General features: G+C 68.2%; 17 protein-coding genes. 13 read left to right on the plus strand and 4 right to left on the minus strand.

Translation table 11 applies throughout. From position 1 onward, the window contains the following. Positions 1-89: 89 nt before the first annotated feature. Positions 90-1,181, minus strand: coding sequence for a hypothetical protein (locus tag FS507_RS12425; RefSeq protein WP_145943109.1), 1,092 nt, complete (start codon positions 1,179-1,181; stop codon positions 90-92). Between the two features lie 127 nt (positions 1,182-1,308). On the opposite strand from FS507_RS12425, the gene FS507_RS12430 reads away from it, so the two are divergent. After that, complete coding sequence (locus FS507_RS12430; protein ID WP_145943110.1) at positions 1,309-2,265, plus strand: MinD/ParA family ATP-binding protein; 957 nt, start codon at positions 1,309-1,311, stop codon at positions 2,263-2,265. A gap of 133 nt (positions 2,266-2,398) precedes the next feature. On the opposite strand, the gene FS507_RS12435 is transcribed toward FS507_RS12430, so the two are convergent. Further along, on the minus strand, positions 2,399-3,784 hold the full coding sequence (locus tag FS507_RS12435; protein WP_440130357.1) for a lipase family protein: 1,386 nt from the start codon (positions 3,782-3,784) through the stop codon (positions 2,399-2,401). A gap of 121 nt (positions 3,785-3,905) precedes the next feature. Here FS507_RS12435 and FS507_RS12440 point away from each other — a divergent pair, with 121 nt between their 5' ends. Then, entirely contained in the window at positions 3,906-5,066 is a 1,161-nt protein-coding gene (locus tag FS507_RS12440) for an alpha/beta hydrolase family esterase (protein WP_260853399.1), read from the plus strand. Between the two features lie 13 nt (positions 5,067-5,079). Here the strand turns inward: FS507_RS12440 and FS507_RS12445 are convergent, their stop codons facing one another. After that, on the minus strand, positions 5,080-6,429 hold the full coding sequence (locus FS507_RS12445; RefSeq protein ID WP_145943111.1) for an aminopeptidase C: 1,350 nt from the start codon (positions 6,427-6,429) through the stop codon (positions 5,080-5,082). Continuing rightward, on the minus strand, positions 6,429-7,853 hold the full coding sequence (locus FS507_RS12450; RefSeq protein WP_145943112.1) for an aminopeptidase C: 1,425 nt from the start codon (positions 7,851-7,853) through the stop codon (positions 6,429-6,431). The genes FS507_RS12445 and FS507_RS12450 overlap by 1 nt, the downstream gene beginning before the upstream one ends. A 33-nt stretch (positions 7,854-7,886) precedes the next feature. On the opposite strand from FS507_RS12450, the gene FS507_RS12455 reads away from it, so the two are divergent. The 11 genes from FS507_RS12455 to FS507_RS12505 all read left to right on the plus strand — a co-directional run bounded on the left by FS507_RS12455 (position 7,887) and on the right by FS507_RS12505 (position 20,428). Continuing rightward, positions 7,887-10,481: a carboxylate--amine ligase/circularly permuted type 2 ATP-grasp protein gene (locus FS507_RS12455; protein ID WP_145943113.1), complete on the plus strand. Its 2,595-nt coding sequence runs from the start codon at positions 7,887-7,889 to the stop codon at positions 10,479-10,481. A gap of 24 nt (positions 10,482-10,505) precedes the next feature. Further along, on the plus strand, positions 10,506-12,332 hold the full coding sequence (locus tag FS507_RS12460) for a S9 family peptidase (protein ID WP_145943114.1): 1,827 nt from the start codon (positions 10,506-10,508) through the stop codon (positions 12,330-12,332). A gap of 115 nt (positions 12,333-12,447) precedes the next feature. Then, positions 12,448-13,770, plus strand: a complete 1,323-nt coding sequence (locus FS507_RS12465; RefSeq protein WP_145943115.1) for a M18 family aminopeptidase — start codon at positions 12,448-12,450, stop codon at positions 13,768-13,770. Beyond that, positions 13,767-14,258 (plus strand): tRNA (cytidine(34)-2'-O)-methyltransferase, encoded by a 492-nt coding sequence (locus FS507_RS12470; protein WP_260853400.1) that lies wholly within the window; start codon positions 13,767-13,769, stop codon positions 14,256-14,258. The genes FS507_RS12465 and FS507_RS12470 overlap by 4 nt, the downstream gene beginning before the upstream one ends. An 18-nt stretch (positions 14,259-14,276) precedes the next feature. After that, positions 14,277-15,158, plus strand: a complete 882-nt coding sequence (locus FS507_RS12475) for a bifunctional methylenetetrahydrofolate dehydrogenase/methenyltetrahydrofolate cyclohydrolase (RefSeq protein WP_145943116.1) — start codon at positions 14,277-14,279, stop codon at positions 15,156-15,158. Then, positions 15,155-15,547, plus strand: coding sequence for a DUF3017 domain-containing protein (locus FS507_RS17635; RefSeq protein ID WP_186314678.1), 393 nt, complete (start codon positions 15,155-15,157; stop codon positions 15,545-15,547). Before FS507_RS12475 ends, FS507_RS17635 begins: the two co-directional genes overlap by 4 nt. A 38-nt stretch (positions 15,548-15,585) precedes the next feature. After that, complete coding sequence (locus FS507_RS12485; RefSeq protein ID WP_145943168.1) at positions 15,586-16,521, plus strand: TIGR03571 family LLM class oxidoreductase; 936 nt, start codon at positions 15,586-15,588, stop codon at positions 16,519-16,521. Between the two features lie 114 nt (positions 16,522-16,635). Next, positions 16,636-17,814 carry an extracellular solute-binding protein gene (locus FS507_RS12490; RefSeq protein WP_260853401.1) on the plus strand — a complete coding sequence of 393 codons (1,179 nt, stop codon included), beginning with the start codon at positions 16,636-16,638 and terminating at the stop codon, positions 17,812-17,814. Between the two features lie 10 nt (positions 17,815-17,824). Further along, positions 17,825-18,607 carry a sulfate ABC transporter permease subunit CysT gene (gene cysT / locus FS507_RS12495; RefSeq protein ID WP_145943117.1) on the plus strand — a complete coding sequence of 261 codons (783 nt, stop codon included), beginning with the start codon at positions 17,825-17,827 and terminating at the stop codon, positions 18,605-18,607. Further along, complete coding sequence (locus FS507_RS12500; protein ID WP_145943118.1) at positions 18,604-19,407, plus strand: sulfate ABC transporter permease; 804 nt, start codon at positions 18,604-18,606, stop codon at positions 19,405-19,407. Before cysT ends, FS507_RS12500 begins: the two co-directional genes overlap by 4 nt. A gap of 1 nt (position 19,408) precedes the next feature. After that, positions 19,409-20,428, plus strand: a complete 1,020-nt coding sequence (locus FS507_RS12505; RefSeq protein ID WP_145943119.1) for a sulfate/molybdate ABC transporter ATP-binding protein — start codon at positions 19,409-19,411, stop codon at positions 20,426-20,428. Positions 20,429-20,533: the final 105 nt, after the last annotated feature.

The following is a 20,533-nucleotide window of genomic DNA, read 5'->3' on the forward strand; positions in this document are numbered from 1 at the left end:
CCGTTTCCTGGCCGATTGAAGCGGCAAAAGTGCAGGTCGCGAAAAGTGTTACCACTTCCCGGTGGTAACACTTCCGGAGGGCGCCTGGATTACCGCTGGCTGTGTCGTTGTTCGCACAGGCGGATCCCGTCCAGCACCGTCGCCTGCAGCAACCCTTGGTCTTTCAGATGCCCCCATGTGAGCCTCAGGACATGCCACTCCAGGTTGCTGAGCTCTGTGTTGACACGGGAGTCACGGTCGCGTGTGCTCACGGCCAGGTGACCGGAGCCGTCGTACTGGAACGCCAGTTTCAGGTTCGCGCAGCCGAGGTCAAGCCGTGCCACGATACGTTCCGGTCCGGTCGGCCCACCATGGACCGGGTCGGACACCGAGCCGTCGGCGTGGACGACGAGCTGACTCGTGAACTCCTCCGTCGTCACCGTAGCGGCAACCGAGCGAACCACGAGCCGCATCAGCGTTTCCGGTGGGGAATCGGCACCCCGGTCACAGAACCCGACGACGGTGCGCAGAAAATCCTGGTCGATGTGGTGGGCACAGGCTGCGGGAAGGTCGTCCGGGTCGATCCTGAATGTCCTGCACAGGCTGTCGATGAGCTGTACCGCACGGAGACCGCTATCGGTCAGCCCAGCGCCGTGGGGCACATGCCAACTGTGACCGTCGCCGAGAACGGACCGCAGACAATGAATGAGCGTGAGAATCGGCGGCGTGACCTGGAGATGAGGAAAATGAGGGTCGGTCCGCACCGTCGGGATCGCGAGGAGCTGGCGCGTCCGACGACGCCGTGACACATCCTCCGGCCCGTCGGCGTAACGGGTCACGCCGGAGGTCAGAGCGCAGATGTCGGCACTGTCGACGAAGTACTCCAGGCCCCACTGTGCCGCGGCACTCCACTCTGCCAGCGTCCACGACGGCCGACGGATGTGCAGCAGGCGCGAACGAGTCAATGCATACAGGTCGTAGCGGGTATGACGAGGATGGGTGGAGGCACCGAGAGACACGTCGCGGTCCTCCCGCAGACAGGAGCGGGGGATATGGAGCCCGTGTCTCATCACCCAGTCGTCGTTCCCTTGTCCCGGTGGCTTCTTGTCTGCGGTGGCTGGTACCGGGAGCCGTGACATGTGCTCCGGTGGCACCCAGTTCCGTCGAATGTGTTCATCCAGTGCCGTGCCCTGGTACGCCACGCCCCCGCGTCCTCTCCCCGTTTCCGTGAAATCCCCTCCGACCACGAAGACTACCAGCTACCCTCATTGCCAGGGCCGGGACACAAAGGGGATCCGGGCTGAACACCACACAGGGGGATTTTCACCGATGACCACATCTGCACATTTCACCGGTATCGACGCATCGACGATGGTCGGAGCCGTGGGGGCAGCCCCTCCGTCGGGGTGGCGACGGCTGGTCCACCGCATGTCCGGTGGCCGGGTGAACCCGGGGGAATCCTCCGGTCAGAGCGCTGAACGGGAAGTGCAGGACCGTATCCTCACACCATTGCGCGGTGACTACCGGATCGCGGTCCTCAGTCTCAAGGGCGGTGTGGGGAAGACGACCACCACCGTCGCCCTCGGCGGGATGTTCGCGTCGTTACGCGGCGACCGGGTCATCGCCGTGGACGCCAATCCGGATCTGGGAACACTGGCCAGACGGGTCGTGGACGACTCCAATGCTACCGCTCCGACGGTGAAGGATCTGCTGGAGCTCCCCGACGCATCGCGGTACCCACAGGTGAGGTCATGCACCAGTCAGTCGCCCAGCCGGCTGGAGGTCATCGGCTCGGACCGGGACCCGGCCGTCTCGGAGGCGTTCAGCGAATCCGACTACCGTCGTGCCGTCGATATCCTGCAGCACCACTACAACATCATTCTCACCGACTGCGGGACAGGTCTGATGCACAGCGCCATGACAGGAGTACTGGACCTGGCGCACATGCTGGTCCTGGTCACGTCCCCGGCGTTGGACGGGGCGAGGTCGGCGGAAGCGACGTTGGACTGGCTCGACCACCACGGCCACGGGGACCTGGTCGCCAACGCTGTTGTCGTGGTGTCCGGCGCGCACCCGAGGCAGGCCACCGTGGACCCGGACGTCCTCGTCTCCCATTTCTCAGCACGGACGCGGGCGGTCCGGGGTGTACCGTTCGACCGGCACCTGTCCGAGGGCGGCACGGTCGACCTGGACCGGCTGGCCCCGGCGACCTTCCGCGCCTACCGGGAGCTCGCGGCGACGGTGGCGGAGGACTTCGCCAGCTGGCACCGCCATGCTGCGGTGTAGGCACCGGCACGGCTCCGGCGCTGGGGTGGTTGAAGTGTTACCAGTTTATGGTGGTAACACTCTTCGTGACCTGCAGTTTTTCCGCGGCGGCTCTCGTCGTAGTGGTAACACTTTCGGAGACCCGGACCTGCCCCTAGAACCGCCCGCAGTTGCTGGGCGCGGGCCGGTCGTTGAAACGGTCCACCATGTAACTCATCGCCGGCCCGGCATTGGTGAGCATCGGCACCGCGTGGTTGATCGCCGACTTCGGGAGGACCGACGGCAGCGGGTCGGTGACGAACTGGACCGTGCCGCCGGCCTCGCAGTACCGCGCGGCGGTGTCGCGGGCCTGCTCCCAGGGGATGGTGTCGTCGTTCTTTCCGTTGGCGATCATGATGGGCGCGTTGAGGTCGGTGTAGGTCGAAGCCAGTTTGTAGCTCTCCAGGACGCCACGCAGGCGTTCGTCGTCGCGGGCGATCTCGCCGAAGGAACGGCCGTCCTTCGTCATCGTGCGGGTGTCGGTCAACCCCCAGCGGACGACAGAGTCACCTATACAGCGGTCTCTGGTGTCCGCGAGGAACTCCTTGCCGCGGTCGTTGAAGTACTCGTCCTGCAGCGACGCCAGTTCCGGGTGCCGTTCCATGGCTCCGTTCAGGGCGTAGCCGAGCACCCCGGTGATGGCGTGACGGTCGACGGCGTCGACGACCTCCAACAGGTCAGCAGGGGGAGCGCCGGCGAACGTCCCCTTGACGTTGAGTTCCGGGGCGTAGCTCGAGGCCATCTCGGCGGCGGCCGCCGCCGACCCGCCACCCTGCGAGTATCCGAAGAAGCCGACGGGGGAGTCCGACGGCAGGCCGAGCTGCGACAGCCCGGCCCGCGCGCCGTCGAGGGTGGCCTGCCCCTGCTCCGGGTTGTTGACGTAGGTGTGCTGCCCGGGGGTACCGAGTCCAATGAGGTCGACGACGACCACGTTCATGCCCAGTGCGCTGGCCGCGGCGTGGAACGGGTACTCGTAGTTGAGGTTGACCGCACCGTTGCCGGCGTCGAAACCGAAGAGCTGGTAGGAACTCCGGGACGGCGCACAGATGTCGCCCGAGCCGCGGGTTCCGGGCGTATAGACGAGCGTGGGGGCAGGGCCCTTGCCGTGCCATGTGCCAGCTGCTTTGAGGACGACCCCGCTGGCCGCGACCCGGTCACCGTCCTCGGTGGACGACGTGTACAGGATCTTCTCCGCGCTACCGGGCCCGTCAGTGCCGTCAGTGCCGTCAGTGCCTGCCAGGTCGAGCAGCTGGGGTGCGTCCTGGGTGCGGATGACCTCTCCCGGCGTGTCGGGCAGGCTGTCCGGCGGGAGGTAGAAGGGGTCGGAGTCTGAGGCGGTGGGTTCACCTGCCGGCGGTGGCCATGAGATTCCCTGGGAGATGCCCGGGATGCTGTCGGAGCCCTGGGCGGCGGCCCCGGTGATGCCAGCCGCGAGGGTGATGACCGTTGCCGTGGAGAGTGCGGCGGCCCGTGCCAGGACCCGCCTCGTGAAGTACGTCATAGTGGTCAGCTTATAGGTGCCGACCATCGCTGTTGTCATGTTCAATACAATTCGGCGAAAGAACATGGAAACAGGCGTGCCGTGGTTGCTTCCGAGCGTCCTGACCAGTAGAAATGGGAGGGTGCAACAGTCCACTCCACAAGATCTCCGAGACCTGCCCCCGGTCCGGCGGACGTCGGGCCCCGTCCCTGATCCCCGCCCGGCCGAGAGCGACGACGGCGGACGCGGCCAGAGCCCTGTCCGCCGCCGGATCGGCAGGTCGTTGGCCGTCCTCACCGCCACGGTGATGGTCGGTGCACTGGTGTGGGTGGGGCATTCGCCGGCGGGTGAGAATGAGGCGGCCCTCGAGGAGTACCGGGAGCAGACGGTCCGTGAGAATGCGGTCGCCGCATCAGAGAGCATCGTCCCCACCGCCGCGGAGGCGGAGCTGGGCAACGGACCGAAGCTTGACGGCCCCGCGCCGGGGAGTTCGAAGAAGATCTCCCTGCGCAGCGGCGACCGCACCCGCGAAGGCGTGTTGTCCGTGCCGGAGGGGTATGACCCGGAGAAGCCGTACCCGGTGCTGGTGACCTACCACGGCTACCGCGAGAGCGCCCAGGGGTTCCACGACTACGCAGGTTTCGACGAGAAACCCGCGATCACCGTGTCCATGCAGGGCGTCGGGGACTCCTGGGAGGGGGCACCGTACGCGAAGACGAAGGACGGCGAGGACGTCCGCTTCACCCGCGACATGCTCGCGGCACTGAACACGACGTACAACGTCGACCGGTCCCGGATCTACGCTGCGGGCATGTCCAACGGTGGCGGCATGGTCGCCAAGCTGGCTTGCCGTGAGCCCCGTCTCTTCGCCGCGGTCGCCTCCGTCGCCGGGGCCTACTACAGCGGCACGCGCACCAACTGCGTGGAGGACGCCGGCCGTGCCCCGTCCTTCCTGGAGATCCACGGCACCAAGGACGAGACCATCAACTACCAGGGCGGGTCGCGTCACGGCGGTACCTACATGGCCGCCCGGGACCTGGTCGAGGACGTCGCCAGCAGGAACCACTGCCAGAGCACCCCGGTGACCACCGCCCTGGCGGGTGATGTCCGCCGGCAGCAGTGGCCGATGTGCTCGCCGGGCACCTCGGTGGTGCACCTGCGCGTCGGCGACGGCGGGCACACCTGGCCGGGTGACGCCTCAGGGGCATCCGGGGCGGCCTCGGACTCCGCCGAGGCGACGTCCTATTCGCTGGACGCCACCACGGAGGTGTGGTCCTTCCTGTCAGGACACCAGCTCACCTGACAGCTGGACCCGGCTACCATGCCAGGGCACCCATCGGGTCCCAGGCGGGCAGGACGTGCGGGCTGGTGGACAGCGCCTCACGGTACTGCTGCGGCAGCCGGTCGCGGTGCACGGCGATCTCGAAGACGTACTGCCCGAACCAGTTGTCGTTCATCGTCCAGAAGCCTTTCTCCGCCGCCTTCGGGCCCCAGGAGTTCTCCACACGCCAGCGCAGGGGCTGGCCGTCGTCGTCGACGTCGACACCGGTGAAGACCATCGCATGGGTCATCTGCGACTCGCCGGTGAGGAGCCGCTGCTCCTTCGTCAGGTCCAGGTCCACGCCGTAGAAGCCCTCGTAGTCGTGGAGACGGGCGTCCCAGACGCCGCGGTCACGGTAGGACTGTGCGGCGGTGTCACATCCGAACCACACGGGGCTGCCGTCCTGCAGTGACTCCAGCACAGCGGCCTTGATGACCTCGATCGGGGCGTTGAGGTAGGTCACCGGTGAGCCACCGACGACATTGCCGAGGTGCTCGACGGTGAACAGCTCACCCTTGGGGGACGATGCGCGTGGATCGTCGACGACACAGACGTAGTCGTCCAGGTCGCGGGGGAGGTACTCGCCGGCGAAGTCGAGCGGGGTCATCTCCCCGATGCGGTGGAACTCGTCGTTCCTGTCTCGGTACTGCCAGACGAAACGTTCCGGCGGGGTGCCGAGATGCGTGGTGAGGATGCGGTGGACGTCGGAGAGGGTGGCGCGGTGGACGGCGTCCGTGTGACCGGCACCGGCGGCACGCATACGTGCCGCCCCGGCGCGCAGGGAGGTCGACAGGTCCCGGTTCATCGCCCGGGTGTCAGAGGACGAGCGGGTCTCGGGCATGGCGTACTTCGGGACGGCGCCGTACTTGTCGACGAGTGCGACGAACATGTTCCACTGTCCACCGTCCTCCACCGGGTCGGCGAGCAGGTGCTGGACGGTGCGGTCGGTGATGTCGCGGTCGACGAGGCCGGCCATCGCGCCGAGGAAGTGGTTGGCCTTCTCCAGTTTGTCCCAGTAGTGCAGGTAGGTCTGGGAGAGTTCGAGGTCCTTGACACCGGTGGACTCGATGACACCGCCGGTGCCGCCGCGCAGGGCGTTGAGGCCGGCGAAGATCCAGCAGCGGCCGGACTTCTTCTGGTCGGCGACCGACCAGGAGTCCAGTTTCACCGAGGTGGAGCTGTCGGTGGTGGCCAGGACGTCCCGGTCGAGGGTGACGGTCTCGACGTTGGTGGCCGTCGCGGCGTTGCGTGCCATGCGGAAGGACGGGTCGGTCCGCAGTTCATTGCCGAGGGCGGTGAGGTGTGCCGGGTCGAGCCCGGTGTGTGTGGTGGTTGCTGTAGTCATCAGGCCATCGCATCCCAGATCGGAAGGTCAGTGGTGTCGCCGCGGTCGAGGGCGGCCAGTGCGTCTTCGAGGTCGCCGGTGGTGTCGGTCAGGCGTCGTCGGGGGACGACGACCTGGAAGACGTTGTCGGCGAACCAGTTGTCGGCCATGGTGCCGTAGCCGCCGCCGGCCAGCTCGGTGTGCTGCGCGTGGCTCTTGGTGCCCCAGGAGTTCTCCACGCGCCACCGCAGTTCACCGGAGGGGGAGCGGTCGTAGCCGGTGAAGACCATGCCGTGGGTCAACCGGGATTCGGCGGTCTCCATCTGCTCGGCCTTGGTCGAGGCGGAGTCGGTGCCGTAGAGCGCGTCGAGTTCGAGCAGGTCGGCGTCCCACACCCCGGAGGTGGCGACGAACTGGCGGTTGACGTCGCAGGCGAACCAGACCGGTTCGCCGGCGTCGAGACTGTCGGTGACGAGACGGCGCAGGGTGTCGATCCCGGCGGTGACGTAGCTGAAGTCCCGTGTGCCCCACACGTTGTTCTCGCGGGTGATGCTGAACGCCTGCCCGTCGGCGTGGCGGGGGTCGTGGACGACGCTGACGTAGCTGTCGAGGCCGTCGAGGCTGTCGGGTCCGGTCGGGAGCATCTCGGCGGCGAACTGCTGCGGGGTGTAGGTGCCGCCCCGGTGGAATCCGTTGTCGGAGTCGCGGTACTGCCAGGTGAACTCCGTCGGCGGCAGGCCGAGGTGGATGGCGGTGACGCGGTGGGCGTCGGCGAGTGTCTCGGAGATGATGCGTTCTGTCGTGTCGGCGTCACCCCCGTCCACGTCCGTGAGCACCGCCTCGCGCAGGCGCAGTGCCCCGCGGCGCAGCACGGTACGCAGCCGGCCGTCCAGCTGCGGGGTGCGTCCTGAGCCGAAGGTCTCCGGCATGGCGTAGGACGGCACGACGCCGTACTTCGCCACGAGGTTGGTGAAGTAGTTCCACTGGCCACCGTCGGACGCCGCGCCCTGCAGCAGGGCGGCGACGGTGCGGTCGTCCAGGTCCGTGACGCCGCTGCGGAACAGCTGTTCCAGCGACCGCAGGACATGGTTCGACTTCTCGATCTTGTCGAAGAACTGCAGGTAGGTGTGGGAGAACTCGAACTCCGTGACGCCGAGTTTCTCCGCCACGCGGTGACGGAAGACGTTGTAGGCGGCGAACATCCAGCAGCGGCCCGACTGCTTCTGGTCGCTGACCGCGAGGGAGTCGAGCTTCACCTCGGTGGTGGGGTCCAGGGCCACGACCGCGTCACGGTTGAGGGCGACGGCGTTGACGTCGGCCGCGGTCACGGCATTCCGGGCGATGCGGAGGGCACGGTCGCCGTCGGCGGTCGCCTGCAGCTCGGCGAGAAGGTCAGGGGTGAGTTCCTGTGACTGTTCGCGGGACAATGGGGGTGAAGTGCTCATGCACCCGTTATACCCTTCGACTAGCGTGGCCCCATGGGCACCACCGTGAGAGTGGAAGAGGACCTGCACATCGTCGACCGGACTGCTCGTGCGCCTGCCCCGTGTGCGGACGAGATCGTGGCGCGGTTGGGGGACGTGGAACGGTTCTCTGCGCTGCGTGACGCCGAGCGACTGATCTCCCGGACGTCACCGAACTCTGACCTGGCTGGTCTGCTCGCCGAACTCCGTCGTAACAGGAGCCTGGTGGCGCAGGTGGCCGGCCAGTTGGACGGTGACTGCGCGCCGTTGGCGGTCGGCGTCGTCCCGTGGCCGCGCCGGGGTGTGCATTCCACCGGTGGGCTCCGGGTCACCGTGCAGTGCGGCGACGGCGGTGGCGGCGACGGCGGTGACGACGTTCTCGCGGTCTGCCGAGGGGTCTCCCGGCACCTGCCCGCCCTGCTGGCGGTCAGTGCGTCCTCCCCGCTGGACGATGAGGGCGTGGACACCGGGTACGCCAGTTCGCGGGCGCTGCAGGCGCCGCGGTGGCCGGCGTCCGGCGCCTATCCCGAGGCCGCGACCATGGACGACTACCGCAGGGACGTGGAGTTCCTGCAGCACACCCGGGTGATCAGCGGGCCGGAGATGATGCACTACGACGTACGGCCTGCCCGGGAGGCGGCACACGGGGAGGCGACAGGTGGGGTCGAGATCCGGCTGTGCGACGCCTGTTCCTCGTCAGCGACGGTGGCGGTGATCGTGGCACTGTGCCGGGCACTGGTCGTCCGCGAGACCGCGCTGGTGCGGCGGGGAACCCCCACCCCGCCGTTACCGGTGCTCCAGCAACGCACCGCGACCTGGCGGGCCGCCCGCTCCGGGATGGAGGGCGAGCTGCTCGACCCGACGGACCTGGAACTGAAACCGGCGGAGGACGTCCTCGTCGCGTTGGTCGATCTCCTCGCCGACGAACTCGGGGACGGGTGCGGGTGGGTCAGGGACACCGTCCGGCAGCTGCTGCGCGCCGGGTCGGGCGCCTACCGGCAACGTCGGACGCTCCGCCGTCGGGGCAGGACCGATGATGTGGTGGGCCTGTTGATCGCCGAGACCCTCGACACCGTCGGGCTGGAGGACGCGACCCCGCGCACACCGCTGGGCCTGTCGGCCTATGAACCCAGTGTCGTCGACGACCTGGGGGAGGCCTTCTGGGACGAGGCCGTCGACGCCACCGGAACACCCCGTCCCGTCTCCGCCCCGGCCCTGTCGACGATGGTGCAGACCGGTGCGCTGCGACTGCGGTCCAGGTTGCAGGCGTCCGAGGAGGAACTCACCGACCGGGGGATCACGTTCCGCGCCAGTGGTACGGACCGCCACCTGGTCTTCCCCATCGACCCGATGCCGAGGATCATCACGGGACCGACGTGGGACACCCTGGCCGCCGGCGTGGAGCAACGGATGCGGGCGATCAACGCCTTCCTCGACGACATCTACGGCGACCGCGAGATCGTCCGCGCCGGGGTCGTGGATCTGGCGACGCTGGAACGTGCACCGGGGTTCCGTCGGGTGGGGCGTCACGTTCCGGCAGGGCGGGTGCGTAACCACATCAACGGCGCTGACCTGGTGTGTTCCGACGACGGACGGTGGAAGGTGCTCGAGGACAATGTCCGCATGCCGTCGGGTCTGACATTCGCCCTGGCGGCGAGGGACGTGACCTGCCACCATTTCCCGGAGATGCTCGAGGCCACCGAGCGTGAGTTCGGTGAGGTCGTTGACCCGGCCGGGTCGTTGGAGACGATGTGCACCACGCTGCGTGCGGCAGCACCGCCCGGGGTTGACCCGGAGCGGGCGCATGTCGTCGTGGCCTCCGCGGGGGAGGAGGACAGCACCTTCGCCGAGCAGTCGCTCATCGCCGGAGTCGGCGGATTCTCCGTGTGCACCACCGACCAGATCCTGGTGGACGCCGACGACGACGGGACGCCCACCCTGTGGGACGTCTCCCGCACACGACGGAGACGGGTGGACGTGGTCTACATGCGGATGGAGGAGGAGATGTTCCTGTCCTCCACCGGGGCCGACGGGACGGTGCTGCGTGACCCCTTCCAGACCGTGCTCGCCGCAGGTACCGTCGCGGTGGCGAACGCCCTGGGCAACGGTGTCGCCGACGACAAGGCGATCTACGCCCGTGTTCCGACGATGATCGACTTCTACCTGGGGGAGCGCCCGGCGCTGGACCAGGTCACGACGTACCTCTGCTCGGTGCGGGAACAGCGTGACCAGGTCCTCGACCGTCTCGGGGAACTGGTCGTCAAACCGATCGACGGGTACGGAGGCGCCGGCATCACCGTCGGGCCGGAATGTACCGAGGAGCAGCTGGCGGCACGGCGCAGGGAACTGCTGACCCAGCCGGACCAGTTCATCGCCCAGGAGGTTGTGCGGCTGTCGACGTTGCCGACCTTCGACGGTCTCGGAATCCAGCGCCGTCACGTGGACCTGCGGATGTTCTCGCACCTCCGGCAGCCCGGCGGCCCCGGTACCGCGGTGGAGGCCCTGACCGTGCCGGCAGGTCTGACCCGTGTCGCGCCGGCGGGCTCGATGATCGTGAACTCCTCCCGCGGTGGTGGCGGCAAGGACACGTGGATCCTGCGGGGCAGGTAGCCGAGCAGGTAGAATCACGGGCCTGTGAGACATACCTACGCCCCCAGCCTCGCCCCCGACGGGTCTGCTATCGCCTATGTCCTGCATGACGGGGTGTCTCCGCGTGCGATGCAGTCGCGGCTCACCGGCGGCGAACGCCCGGTCGTCATCCCGACGGAAGGGCCGGCGGTGGCGGTCCGCTACTCGCCGGACGGGCACTGGTTGGCGGTGGAGGTGTCACCCCAGGGTACCGAGCGCAACGAGATCTGGCTGGTGTCCAGCGACCCGGACGACCCGTCCGCGGTACTCGTCCGGGACAGCGGCGACGCGAAGACGTCGGTCGTGGAGTGGGACAACGATCTGCTCGCCGTGGATGCGGTCGGCTCCGACGGGGTGGCCGAGGGGCGCCGGTTCGACCCGGAGACCGGACGTACCGAGGTGGTGGACCGTAGGGCTGACGGGCAGCTCGTCGCCGCCGAGAGCGGTTACGCCCTGATGCGCGTCGGCCCGCGGGGGAACCGGGAACTGCTGCTGATCCGTCCTGACGGGTCCTGGCGGCCCGTCCTGCCGCCGCAGCCGGGATCCACCACCGATGACGGCCATATTCTGCCGCCGGTGGGGGATGAGCCACCGGTACTGCTGGTCATCGGTGACCATGGCGCGGACCGCAGGCGGGTGATGAGGATCCGCGAGCGGGACGGGGTGATGTCGGTCCGTGAACTGATCGGGCACGCCAACGCCGACGTCGACGAGTTCATCGTCAGTGAGGACCGCGCGACTGCCGCGGTGCTGTGGAACCAGGACGGGGTCTCCTCTCTCGAGGTGTTTCTCCTGGACGCCCACGAACGGGTGACGGTGCGACGTTCCGTCCGCCTGCCCGGCATGGTGGGCCGTGGCCTGACCCTCACCGGGGACGGCCGTCTGCTCGCGCTGGCGGTGGAGAGCCCGGACGTCCCGCGGGCGGTGCACCTGGTGGACTGCCGTAGCGGCGTGGTCACACCGCTGAACACCACCCCAGACAGTTCCGGCGGTTCCGGCAGTTCCAGTAGTCCCGACCGGCCGTTGCTGGCGGCGGTGCAGCAGCCCCAACTGCTGCACTTCACCGCCCGGGACGGTGTCGAGTTGTCGGGCTGGCTGTACCGCGGCGCGAACCCCGAGTTCGAGCCGGCCGGTGGGAGACGTCCGGTCCTGCTGCACTTCCACGGTGGGCCGGAGGGGCAGTCGCGCCCGGAACACCACGATGTCCTGCGTGAGGTCATCGACGCGGGCATCACGGTGTTCACCCCGAATGTGCGTGGTTCCTTCGGCGGTGGACGCACGTTCATGCACGCCGACAACCGGTACGGCCGGTTCGCCGGGATCGACGACCTGGAGGACTGCGTCCGGTTCCTGGTGTCGATGGGGGTGGCGGACCCGGACCGCATGGCGATCAGTGGCCGGTCCTACGGCGGGTACCTCACCAACATCGGCGTCACCTGGTTCCCCTCCCTGTTCCGCGCGGCGGTGAGCGCCTGTGGCATGAGTGACCTGCAGACGTTCTACCGGGACACCGAGCCCTGGATCGCCAGCGCGGCCTACCCGAAGTACGGCTACCCGATCCAGGACGGGGAACTGCTGCGCGAGGTGTCGCCGCTGCACCGGGTGGACAGGGTGCGTACCCCGGTGCTGTTCATCCACGGCGCCAACGACACCAATGTGCCGCCGAGTGAGTACCGGCAGATGAAGGCCGCGATGGACGCACGTGGCGTGCCCACCAGCGAGCTGGTGATGGAGGACGAGGGCCATGAGTTCGTCAAGGCGGTGAACCGGCAGCGGATCGCCGGGCGGATGGTGTCCTTCCTCCGGGAGCACGGGGTCGCCCCCGACTCGTGATTACTCCTGATTACTCCTGGGACGGACACTCAGGGGTGGTCCGCCGACGAAAAAACAACCGGAGGTCTCCGTCCCAGACGCGGGCCGGGCGATACCGGGTGGTTAACTGGTCCCCATGACTGACTCCACCGGTCCCGCAGACTTCCGCGACATCAGCGACATCAGCGATTTCATTGACTTCATCGACGCATCCCCCAGCAGCTACCACGCGGCCGCGGAGGCCGCGTCCCGGCTGGAGGCGGCCGGGTTCACCCGGCAGGACGAGAAGGAACGGTGGGACGCCGGCGCCGGCGGGCACTACATCGTGCGTGGTGGTGCGGTGCTGGCCTGGCGGATCCCGGAACCCGCCGGAGACGGGGAGCGGCCGCTGCGGTTCCGCATCGTCGGGTCCCACACCGATTCACCCGGGCTGAAGCTTAAACCGGTCGGTGACATCGTCGGGCCGGGCGGGTGGCGGCAGGCCGCCGTGGAGGTCTACGGTGGGGCGATCCTGCCGGCGTGGCTGGACCGCGAGCTGCGGCTGGCAGGGCGCGTCGTCCTGGCTGACGGCACCGAGCATCTGGTGCGCACGCGGCCGGTACTCCGGGTCCCGCACCTGGCGATCCACCTGGACCGTGCCGTCAACAACGGGCTCACCCTGGACCGGCAGCAGCACATGCAGCCGGTGTTCGCGGTCGGGGACGGGGCACCCACGATCGGGGAGGTCATCGCCGATTCTCTCGATGCCGAGGGAGTGACACCGGCGGACATCCTCGCCCATGACCTGATCACCGTGGACGCTCAGCGTGGCGCGGTGTTCGGTGCACAGGACGACTTCATTGCCGCAGGACGCATGGACAACCTCAGCAGTGTCTTCACCTCTCTGCAGGCGTTCCTCGCTGCACGCCCCGACAGTGCTGACGGCATCTCAAGCATCCCCGTGTTCGCGGCCTTCGACCACGAGGAGGTGGGCAGTGCGACCACCAGTGGGGCGGCCGGCCCGGTGCTCGAGGACGTCCTGACCCGCACCGCCGCCTCCCTCGGCGCGGATGCGGAGGAGACCCGGGCGATGTTCGCCCGGTCGTCCTGCGTCTCCGCCGACGCCGCGCACTCCGTCCACCCGAACTACGCCGGTAAACATGACCCTGTGCACCGTCCGGTGATCAACGGCGGACCGGTACTGAAGGTCAACGCCAACCAGCGGTACGCCTCCGACGCCACGACCTCGGCGGCCTGGCGGGCGGCGTGCCGCAGTGTCGGGGCGCCCGACCAGGTTTTCGCGGGGAACAACGACGTGCCCTGCGGCTCGACCATCGGGCCGATCACCGCCACCCGGCTCGGTATCCCGACGGTGGACGTGGGGATACCGCTGTTGTCGATGCACTCCGCCCGGGAGATGGCGGGTGTCCACGACCTCGCCTGGTTCACCGACACGCTGCGGGCGTGGTGGGAACAGTGACCGACACGAACCCGTACTGCCACATCCTCTTCGAGCACCCGGCCATTCCCGGCAACACCGGCAGCGCCATCCGTCTGTGCGCCGGTACAGGTGCTTCCCTGCATCTGGCGGAGCCCCTGGGCTTCAACTTCGACGACAAGCACCTCAAACGGGCCGGACTGGACTACCACGACCTTGCGGACGTGCACATCCATCCGTCGCTGGACTCCGCCCTCACCACCCTGACCGGCCCGGCGGGGGCGCGGGTCATCGCCTTCACCGCCCACGCCGAGACCTGGCACACCGACATCGACTATGAACCCGGCGACGTCCTGCTGTTCGGTACCGAACCCACCGGGCTCACGGAGGAGGCGCTCGCCGACCCGCGGATCACCCGGCAGGTACGCATCCCGATGCTGCCCGGCAGACGCAGCATGAACCTCTCCAACGCTGCCGCAGTGGCAGCGTACGAGGCCTGGCGGCAGGCGGGGTTCCCGGGCGGACGCTGAGGGTGACATACTGGTGCCGTGACTGAGACTCCGGAGACCGCTGACACTGCTGATACTGCCACCAGGCTGGACGGGAAACTCTACCGCGACGAGATCGTCGAGGACCTCACCCGCCGGGTGGCGGCGCTGAAGGAGAAAGGGGTCACGCCGGGACTGGCCACCGTCCTGGTCGGTGACGACCCCGCCAGCCATTCCTACGTGAAGATGAAGCACCGCGACTGCGAGCAGATCGGTGTGAACAGTATCCGGCGCGACCTCCCGGCGGACGTGAGCCAGGAGGAGCTCAACGCCGTGATCGACGAGCTCAACGCCGATCCGGGGTGCACCGGCTACATCGTCCAGCTGCCGTTGCCGAAGCACCTCGACGAGAATGCGGTGCTCGAACGTATCGACCCGGCCAAGGACGCCGACGGCCTGCACCCGGTGAACCTCGGCAAGCTGGTGCTGATGGAGCCCGCCCCGCTGCCCTGCACCCCGAACGGCGCGATCTCGTTGCTGCGCCGCTACGGTGTAGAGCTCGACGGGGCGAAGGCGGTCGTCATCGGTCGTGGCGTGACCGTGGGTCGCCCCATCGGGCTGATGCTCACCCGTCGGTCGGAGAACTCCACCGTGGTGTTGTGCCACACCGGTACCAGGGACCTGGTCAAGGAGACCCGCGACGCCGACATCATCATCGCGGCCGCCGGTAAGCCGCACATGCTCACCGCCGACATGGTCAAGCCCGGTGCCGCGGTCCTCGACGTCGGGGTCTCGCGTGTGGACGGCAAGCTCGCCGGTGACGTGCATCCCGACGTGTGGGACGTGGCCGGTGCGGTGTCGCCGAACCCCGGTGGTGTGGGGCCGCTGACGCGTGCCTTCCTGATCCACAATGTCGTGGAACGGGCGGAGCGGCTGGTGTGAGTGAGGAGGGGGCCGGCGGTAGCGCCGGGGCAGACAAGGCCGACCTTGTTGAGCTGACGCCGGCGGAGCGCAGGACGCTGCTGCGTAACCCGCATGATGCGGAGGTGCCGCATTCGCGGCTGAACCAGACACTGCAGATGCTGCTGGTCATCGGTTTCGTCCTGGTGATGGTGGTGGGGCTGGTGTTCCTGGTGGCGGACCGGTGGCGTCGGGGGACGGTCACCGTCGGCACCGGCATGCTCGTTCTCGGCGCTCTGCGGTGGGTGGTCGACGGGGAGATCCTGGGGGTGCTCTCCGTCCGGTCGCGGAAGTTCGATTCGTTGTTCTGTCTCGCCGTCGGGGCGTCGATGCTGCTGGTCGCGGTGTCCGTCGATGCGCTGGGGAGCTGACGGTGAGCACCGTAGGTACAGTTTCCGAGCTGCCGGGGATGCGACGGACCTTCGCTGAGGGGGAGCTGACGCTGGGGCTGAGTCTGCCGGTGGGGCCGGGTGCGGAAGACGGGGTGGGTGCAGAGGACGGCGGCGACGTCGCACGTCAGGTGGAGCTGGTCAGGGCGGCGGAAGAGGCCGGGGTCGCGGCTGTGTGGGCCCGCGACATTCCGTTGCGGGTCGACACCTTCGGGGACGTCGGGCAGATCCACGACCCGTTCATGTTCCTCACGTGGCTGGCGGCGCACACGGAGACGATCGCACTGGGTACCGCGGCGATCGTGCTGCCGTTGGCGCACCCCCTGCTGCTGGCGAAACGGTCCGCGGGTCTGGACCGGCTCAGCGGGGGACGTTTCCTCATGGGGGTGGCCAGTGGCGACCGTCCCGAGGAGTTCCCTGCCTTCGGCATGGAGAAGGGGGACCGTGCCGCCGTGTTCCGTGAGCACCTGGAGGTGTTGCAGGCCGGGTGGTCGTCCACCGGACGTCCGGTGCGGTGGTCGCGGGGCCGCATGGGTGGAGCGGACGTCGTCCCGAAACCGACGGTAGGGCGTGTGCCGGTGCTGCCGACGGGGTCGTGCCAGCAGAACATGGACTACAACGCCGCCCACGGCGACGGGTGGATCACCTACCACCGAACCCTGCCCCAGCAGAAGGTGATGGTCGACCGGTGGCGGGCGTCCTGCGGGGACGCTTTCGCACCGTTCGCCGAATCGATGTGGGTCGATCTGGCGGAGGACCCCGACCTGCCGGTCGAGGGACGTGACTTCGGGTACCGGACGGGGCGGCACGGGCTGCTGAGAATCCTGTCGTCGCAACGCGACATGGGCGTGAACCATGTGTCACTGCACCTCAGCAGCCGGACCAGGCCGGTGGACGAGATGTTGACCGAGCTGGCGGAGCACGTGCTGCCGGAGTTCCCCGCACTCAGCGGCTAATCGGACGCCCGATTCCATTCGGTGTGAATCGAACTCTGCGGCGTCGGTCGGCCGGCCGGATAGTGTCTCCTGCGTAGTAGACAGAGCAGTCTGTGCGGAGGAGAGGGAATCGTCGTGGCGTTCAAACCCAGCCTGGGAGCGGTGCTCGTCGGCGTCGGCCTGGTGGCCGTCGCCGGGGTGGCCGTGCTGCCCGGGGGCACTGTCGACGACCCCGACGTGGTGGACGTCTCATCGGGCGACCAGCGACTGAACCTCGTGGCCTACGCGGTCCCGAAGCCGGGATTCGAGGCGGTCATCCGCGGGTTCCGGAGCACACCCGAAGGCCAGGACACCGGGTTCGCGGAGAGTTACGGCGCCTCGGGCGACCAGTCCCGCAAGGTCGCCCGGCACCTGCCGACCGACATCGTGAACTTCTCCGTGGAGCCCGATGTGACCCGGCTCGTCGACGGTGGCCAGGTGGCCGAGGACTGGCGGGACAACGTCCCCGACGACGAGTCCGGACGGTCCGTCCCCTTCGGTTCGGTCGTCTCCTTCGTCACCCGCGAGGGCAACCCGCACGGCGTCGAGAACTGGGACGACCTGCTGGAACCCGGGATCGAGGTCATCAGTCCGAATCCGGCCAGCTCCGGGTCGGCGAAGTGGAATCTGCTCGCGCCCTACGCCAGCTGGTTCTTCCGGGCTCTCGACGCCGGTGCCGACATCCGGACCGCACACGACGAGTCGCTCGACAAACTCACCCGGCTCGTCGGCGAGCACTTCACCGTCCGTCCGAAGTCGGGACGCGAGGCGACCTCCGCCTTCGAGGGAGGGCAGGGTGATGTGCTGCTGTCCTACGAGAACGAGGCCATTGAACTGGACCGTAACGGCGGACGCATCGAGTACACCGTCCCGGACGACACCTTCCGCATCGAGAACCCGGTGGCCGTCGTCGACACCACCGACGACCCTGACGGGAACATGGGGAAGGCCACGCAGTTCCGCGACTACCTGTTCACCCCGGATGCGGAGAAGCTGTGGGCGGCCGAAGGGTTCCGGCCCGGTCCGGACCTGTTCTCCGACTCCACCGACGTGATCGACGGCCTCCCCGCAGAGCAGCGTGGAGCATTCCGGCCCCTGGACACCGTGCACACGATCGACGAACTCGCCGGGGCGTTCCGCGACCTGGACCCCTCCCTCGACCCCGCCGGGGATACGGCGGACTGGGACGTGGTGGACGCGGTGCTGTTCAAACGGGCCAAGCCTGGCAGCGACGACACCAACGGTGCCATCACGACGATCTACCAGGCAGTCTGAGATGGGTGACATGAGAACGAAACTCAGCATGGGGACGGCCACCCTGTGGCTGTCCGTCATCGTCCTGCTGCCCCTGGTGGCACTGACCACCGAGGCCTTCTCCGGCGGTCCCGGTGGTTTCTGGGACGCCGTGACCGCACCGGGCGCACGGGACACACTGTGGGTGACCGCGAAAGTCTCCCTCGCCGTCGCGCTGATCAACATGGTGACCGGCACGCTGATCGCCTGGGTGCTGGTGCGCGACGACTTCCCCGGGAAACGCATCGTGGACGCGGTCATCGACCTTCCGTTCGCGCTGCCCACGATCGTCGCGTCCCTGGTGCTGCTCAGCCTGTACGGTCCGGACAGCCCGATGAACATCACCCTCAACGCCACCCAGCCGGCACTGGTCATCGCGCTGGCCTTCGTCACCCTGCCGTTCGTCGTACGGTCCGTGCAGCCCGTGCTCATCGAGCTCGACCACGACGTCGAAGAGGCTGCGGCGTCCCTCGGCGCGTCCAATGCCACGATCTTCCGGCGTATCATCCTGCCGGCGCTGTGGCCGGCGGTGCTGTCCGGGACCGGGCTCGCATTCGCCCGGGCGATCGGTGAGTACGGATCGGTGGTCCTCATCGGCGGGAACATCCCCGGGGAGACGCAGGTCGCCTCCCAGTACATCCAGGAGCAGATCGAGTCGGACGTCCCGTCCGCCGCGGCGGCGGTGTCCGTCGCCCTGCTGGCCATCACCTTCATTGTCCTCCTCGTTCTCCGCCTCGTCGGAGACCGCAGCACCCGGAAGGAGCAGGACGCGTGAACCAGTCCAGAACCAGTGTCCTGACACTGCGCACCCTCGCCCTCATCTACCTGGCCGTCCTGGTCGCCCTGCCGGTCGGCACAATCCTGTGGCGCACCGTGGAACCCGGACTCGGGCAGTTCTGGGAGTGGATCACCACCCCGGCAGCGGTCTCCGCGCTGCAGACCTCACTGTTGATCGTCGCCATTACGGTACCGCTGAACGTGGTCTTCGGCATCGTCGTCGCCCTCGGGCTGGTCCGGGGGCGATTCCCCGGAAAATCCCTGGTCCAGGCCGTCGTGGACCTGCCTTTCGCGGTCTCCCCGGTGATCGTCGGTGTCGCACTCATCATGCTGTGGGGCACCGACGGGTGGTTCGGAGGAGTCGAGGACCTCGGATTCCGGGTGATCTTCGGACTGCCCGGAATGGTGCTGGCCACCGTGTTCGTCACCCTCCCGTTCATCGTGCGGGAGGTGGAACCCGTCCTGCGTGAGATCGGTACCGAACAGGAGCAGGCGGCGTCCACCCTGGGCGCGTCACCCTGGCAGACGTTCCGGCGCATCACCCTGCCGTCGATCCGCTGGGGTCTGTCCTACGGCATCGTCCTGACCGTCGCCCGTTCTCTCGGGGAGTTCGGTGCGGTGATCATGGTCGCCTCCGGATTCGCCGGAGGAGGTCAGACCCTGACCCTGCTGGTGCACTCCCGCTATCTCGACGACAACAACGTCTACGGCGCCTACGCCGCGGCGACGCTGCTGATGATCGTCTCGGTGATCGTCCTGGTCGTCATGACCCTGCTGCAGAAGAAGAAGGTTTCCTAAGATGGCTATCTCCGTCTCCCACACCGTGAAGACCTACGGCTCCTCGCCGGTCTTCACGGCCCTCGACGACGTCTCCCTCGAGATCCCCGAGGGGTCCCTCACCGCCCTGCTGGGGCCGTCGGGCTCGGGAAAATCCACCCTGTTGCGCACCATCGCCGGTCTGGAACGACCTGACTCCGGCGAGGTGGTCATCGACGGAACCGACGTGACGCGGCTGTCACCGCAGGACCGCGGCATCGGCTTCGTCTTCCAGCACTACGCCGCCTTCAAACACATGACCGTCCGCGACAACGTGGCCTTCGGCCTGTCGGTGCGCAAGCGTCCGAAGAAGGAGATCGACAGGCGGGTCGATGAACTGCTGGAGATCGTCGGTCTCGCCGGGTACCACACCCGCTACCCCTCGCAGCTCTCCGGCGGCCAGCGGCAACGGATGGCGCTGGCACGGGCACTCGCCCCGAACCCGGGCGTCCTGCTGCTCGATGAACCGTTCGGCGCGCTGGACGCCAAAGTCCGGGAGGACCTGCGCACCTGGTTGCGACACATGCACGAGGAATTCACCGTCACCACCGTCCTGGTCACCCACGACCAGGAGGAGGCTCTCGACGTCGCCGACCGTATCGCCGTGATGGGTGACGGGCGGATCGAGCAGGTCGGGACCCCCACCGAGCTCTACGACGCCCCGGAGACCCCGTTCGTCCAGTCCTTCCTGGGGCACGTCACCGAACTCGCCGGGCAGACCGTGCGCCCGCACGACATCAGGCTCGGCCGTAACACAGACCCGGAGGTGCCGGGCAACGAGGTCGCCGCCACCGACGTGCGCGAGGCGGTGGTCGAACGGGTCGCGGTGCTGGGGTTCGAGGTCCGCGTGGAACTCACCGACGTGGAGAACGGCCGACGGTTCACCGCACAGATCACCCGGGGCGACGCCCGGACGTTGGGGCTGGGGCCGGGCAGTGTCGGGGAGACGGTGTACGCGCGGGCGACGGAGGCCGTGGCGGGGTCGACCGGCGCGGCGGGGTGAGGCACCGTCCCGGCATGGAAATGTGCACCGTCCTGTACACGCATTCAGCCCCTGAGGCGTGCACAGGACGGTGCCCATTTCCCGTGCGGGGCCGGGTCCGCCCGT

The organism is Corynebacterium glyciniphilum AJ 3170 (genome assembly GCF_007673095.1).
Lineage (GTDB): Bacteria > Actinomycetota > Actinomycetes > Mycobacteriales > Mycobacteriaceae > Corynebacterium.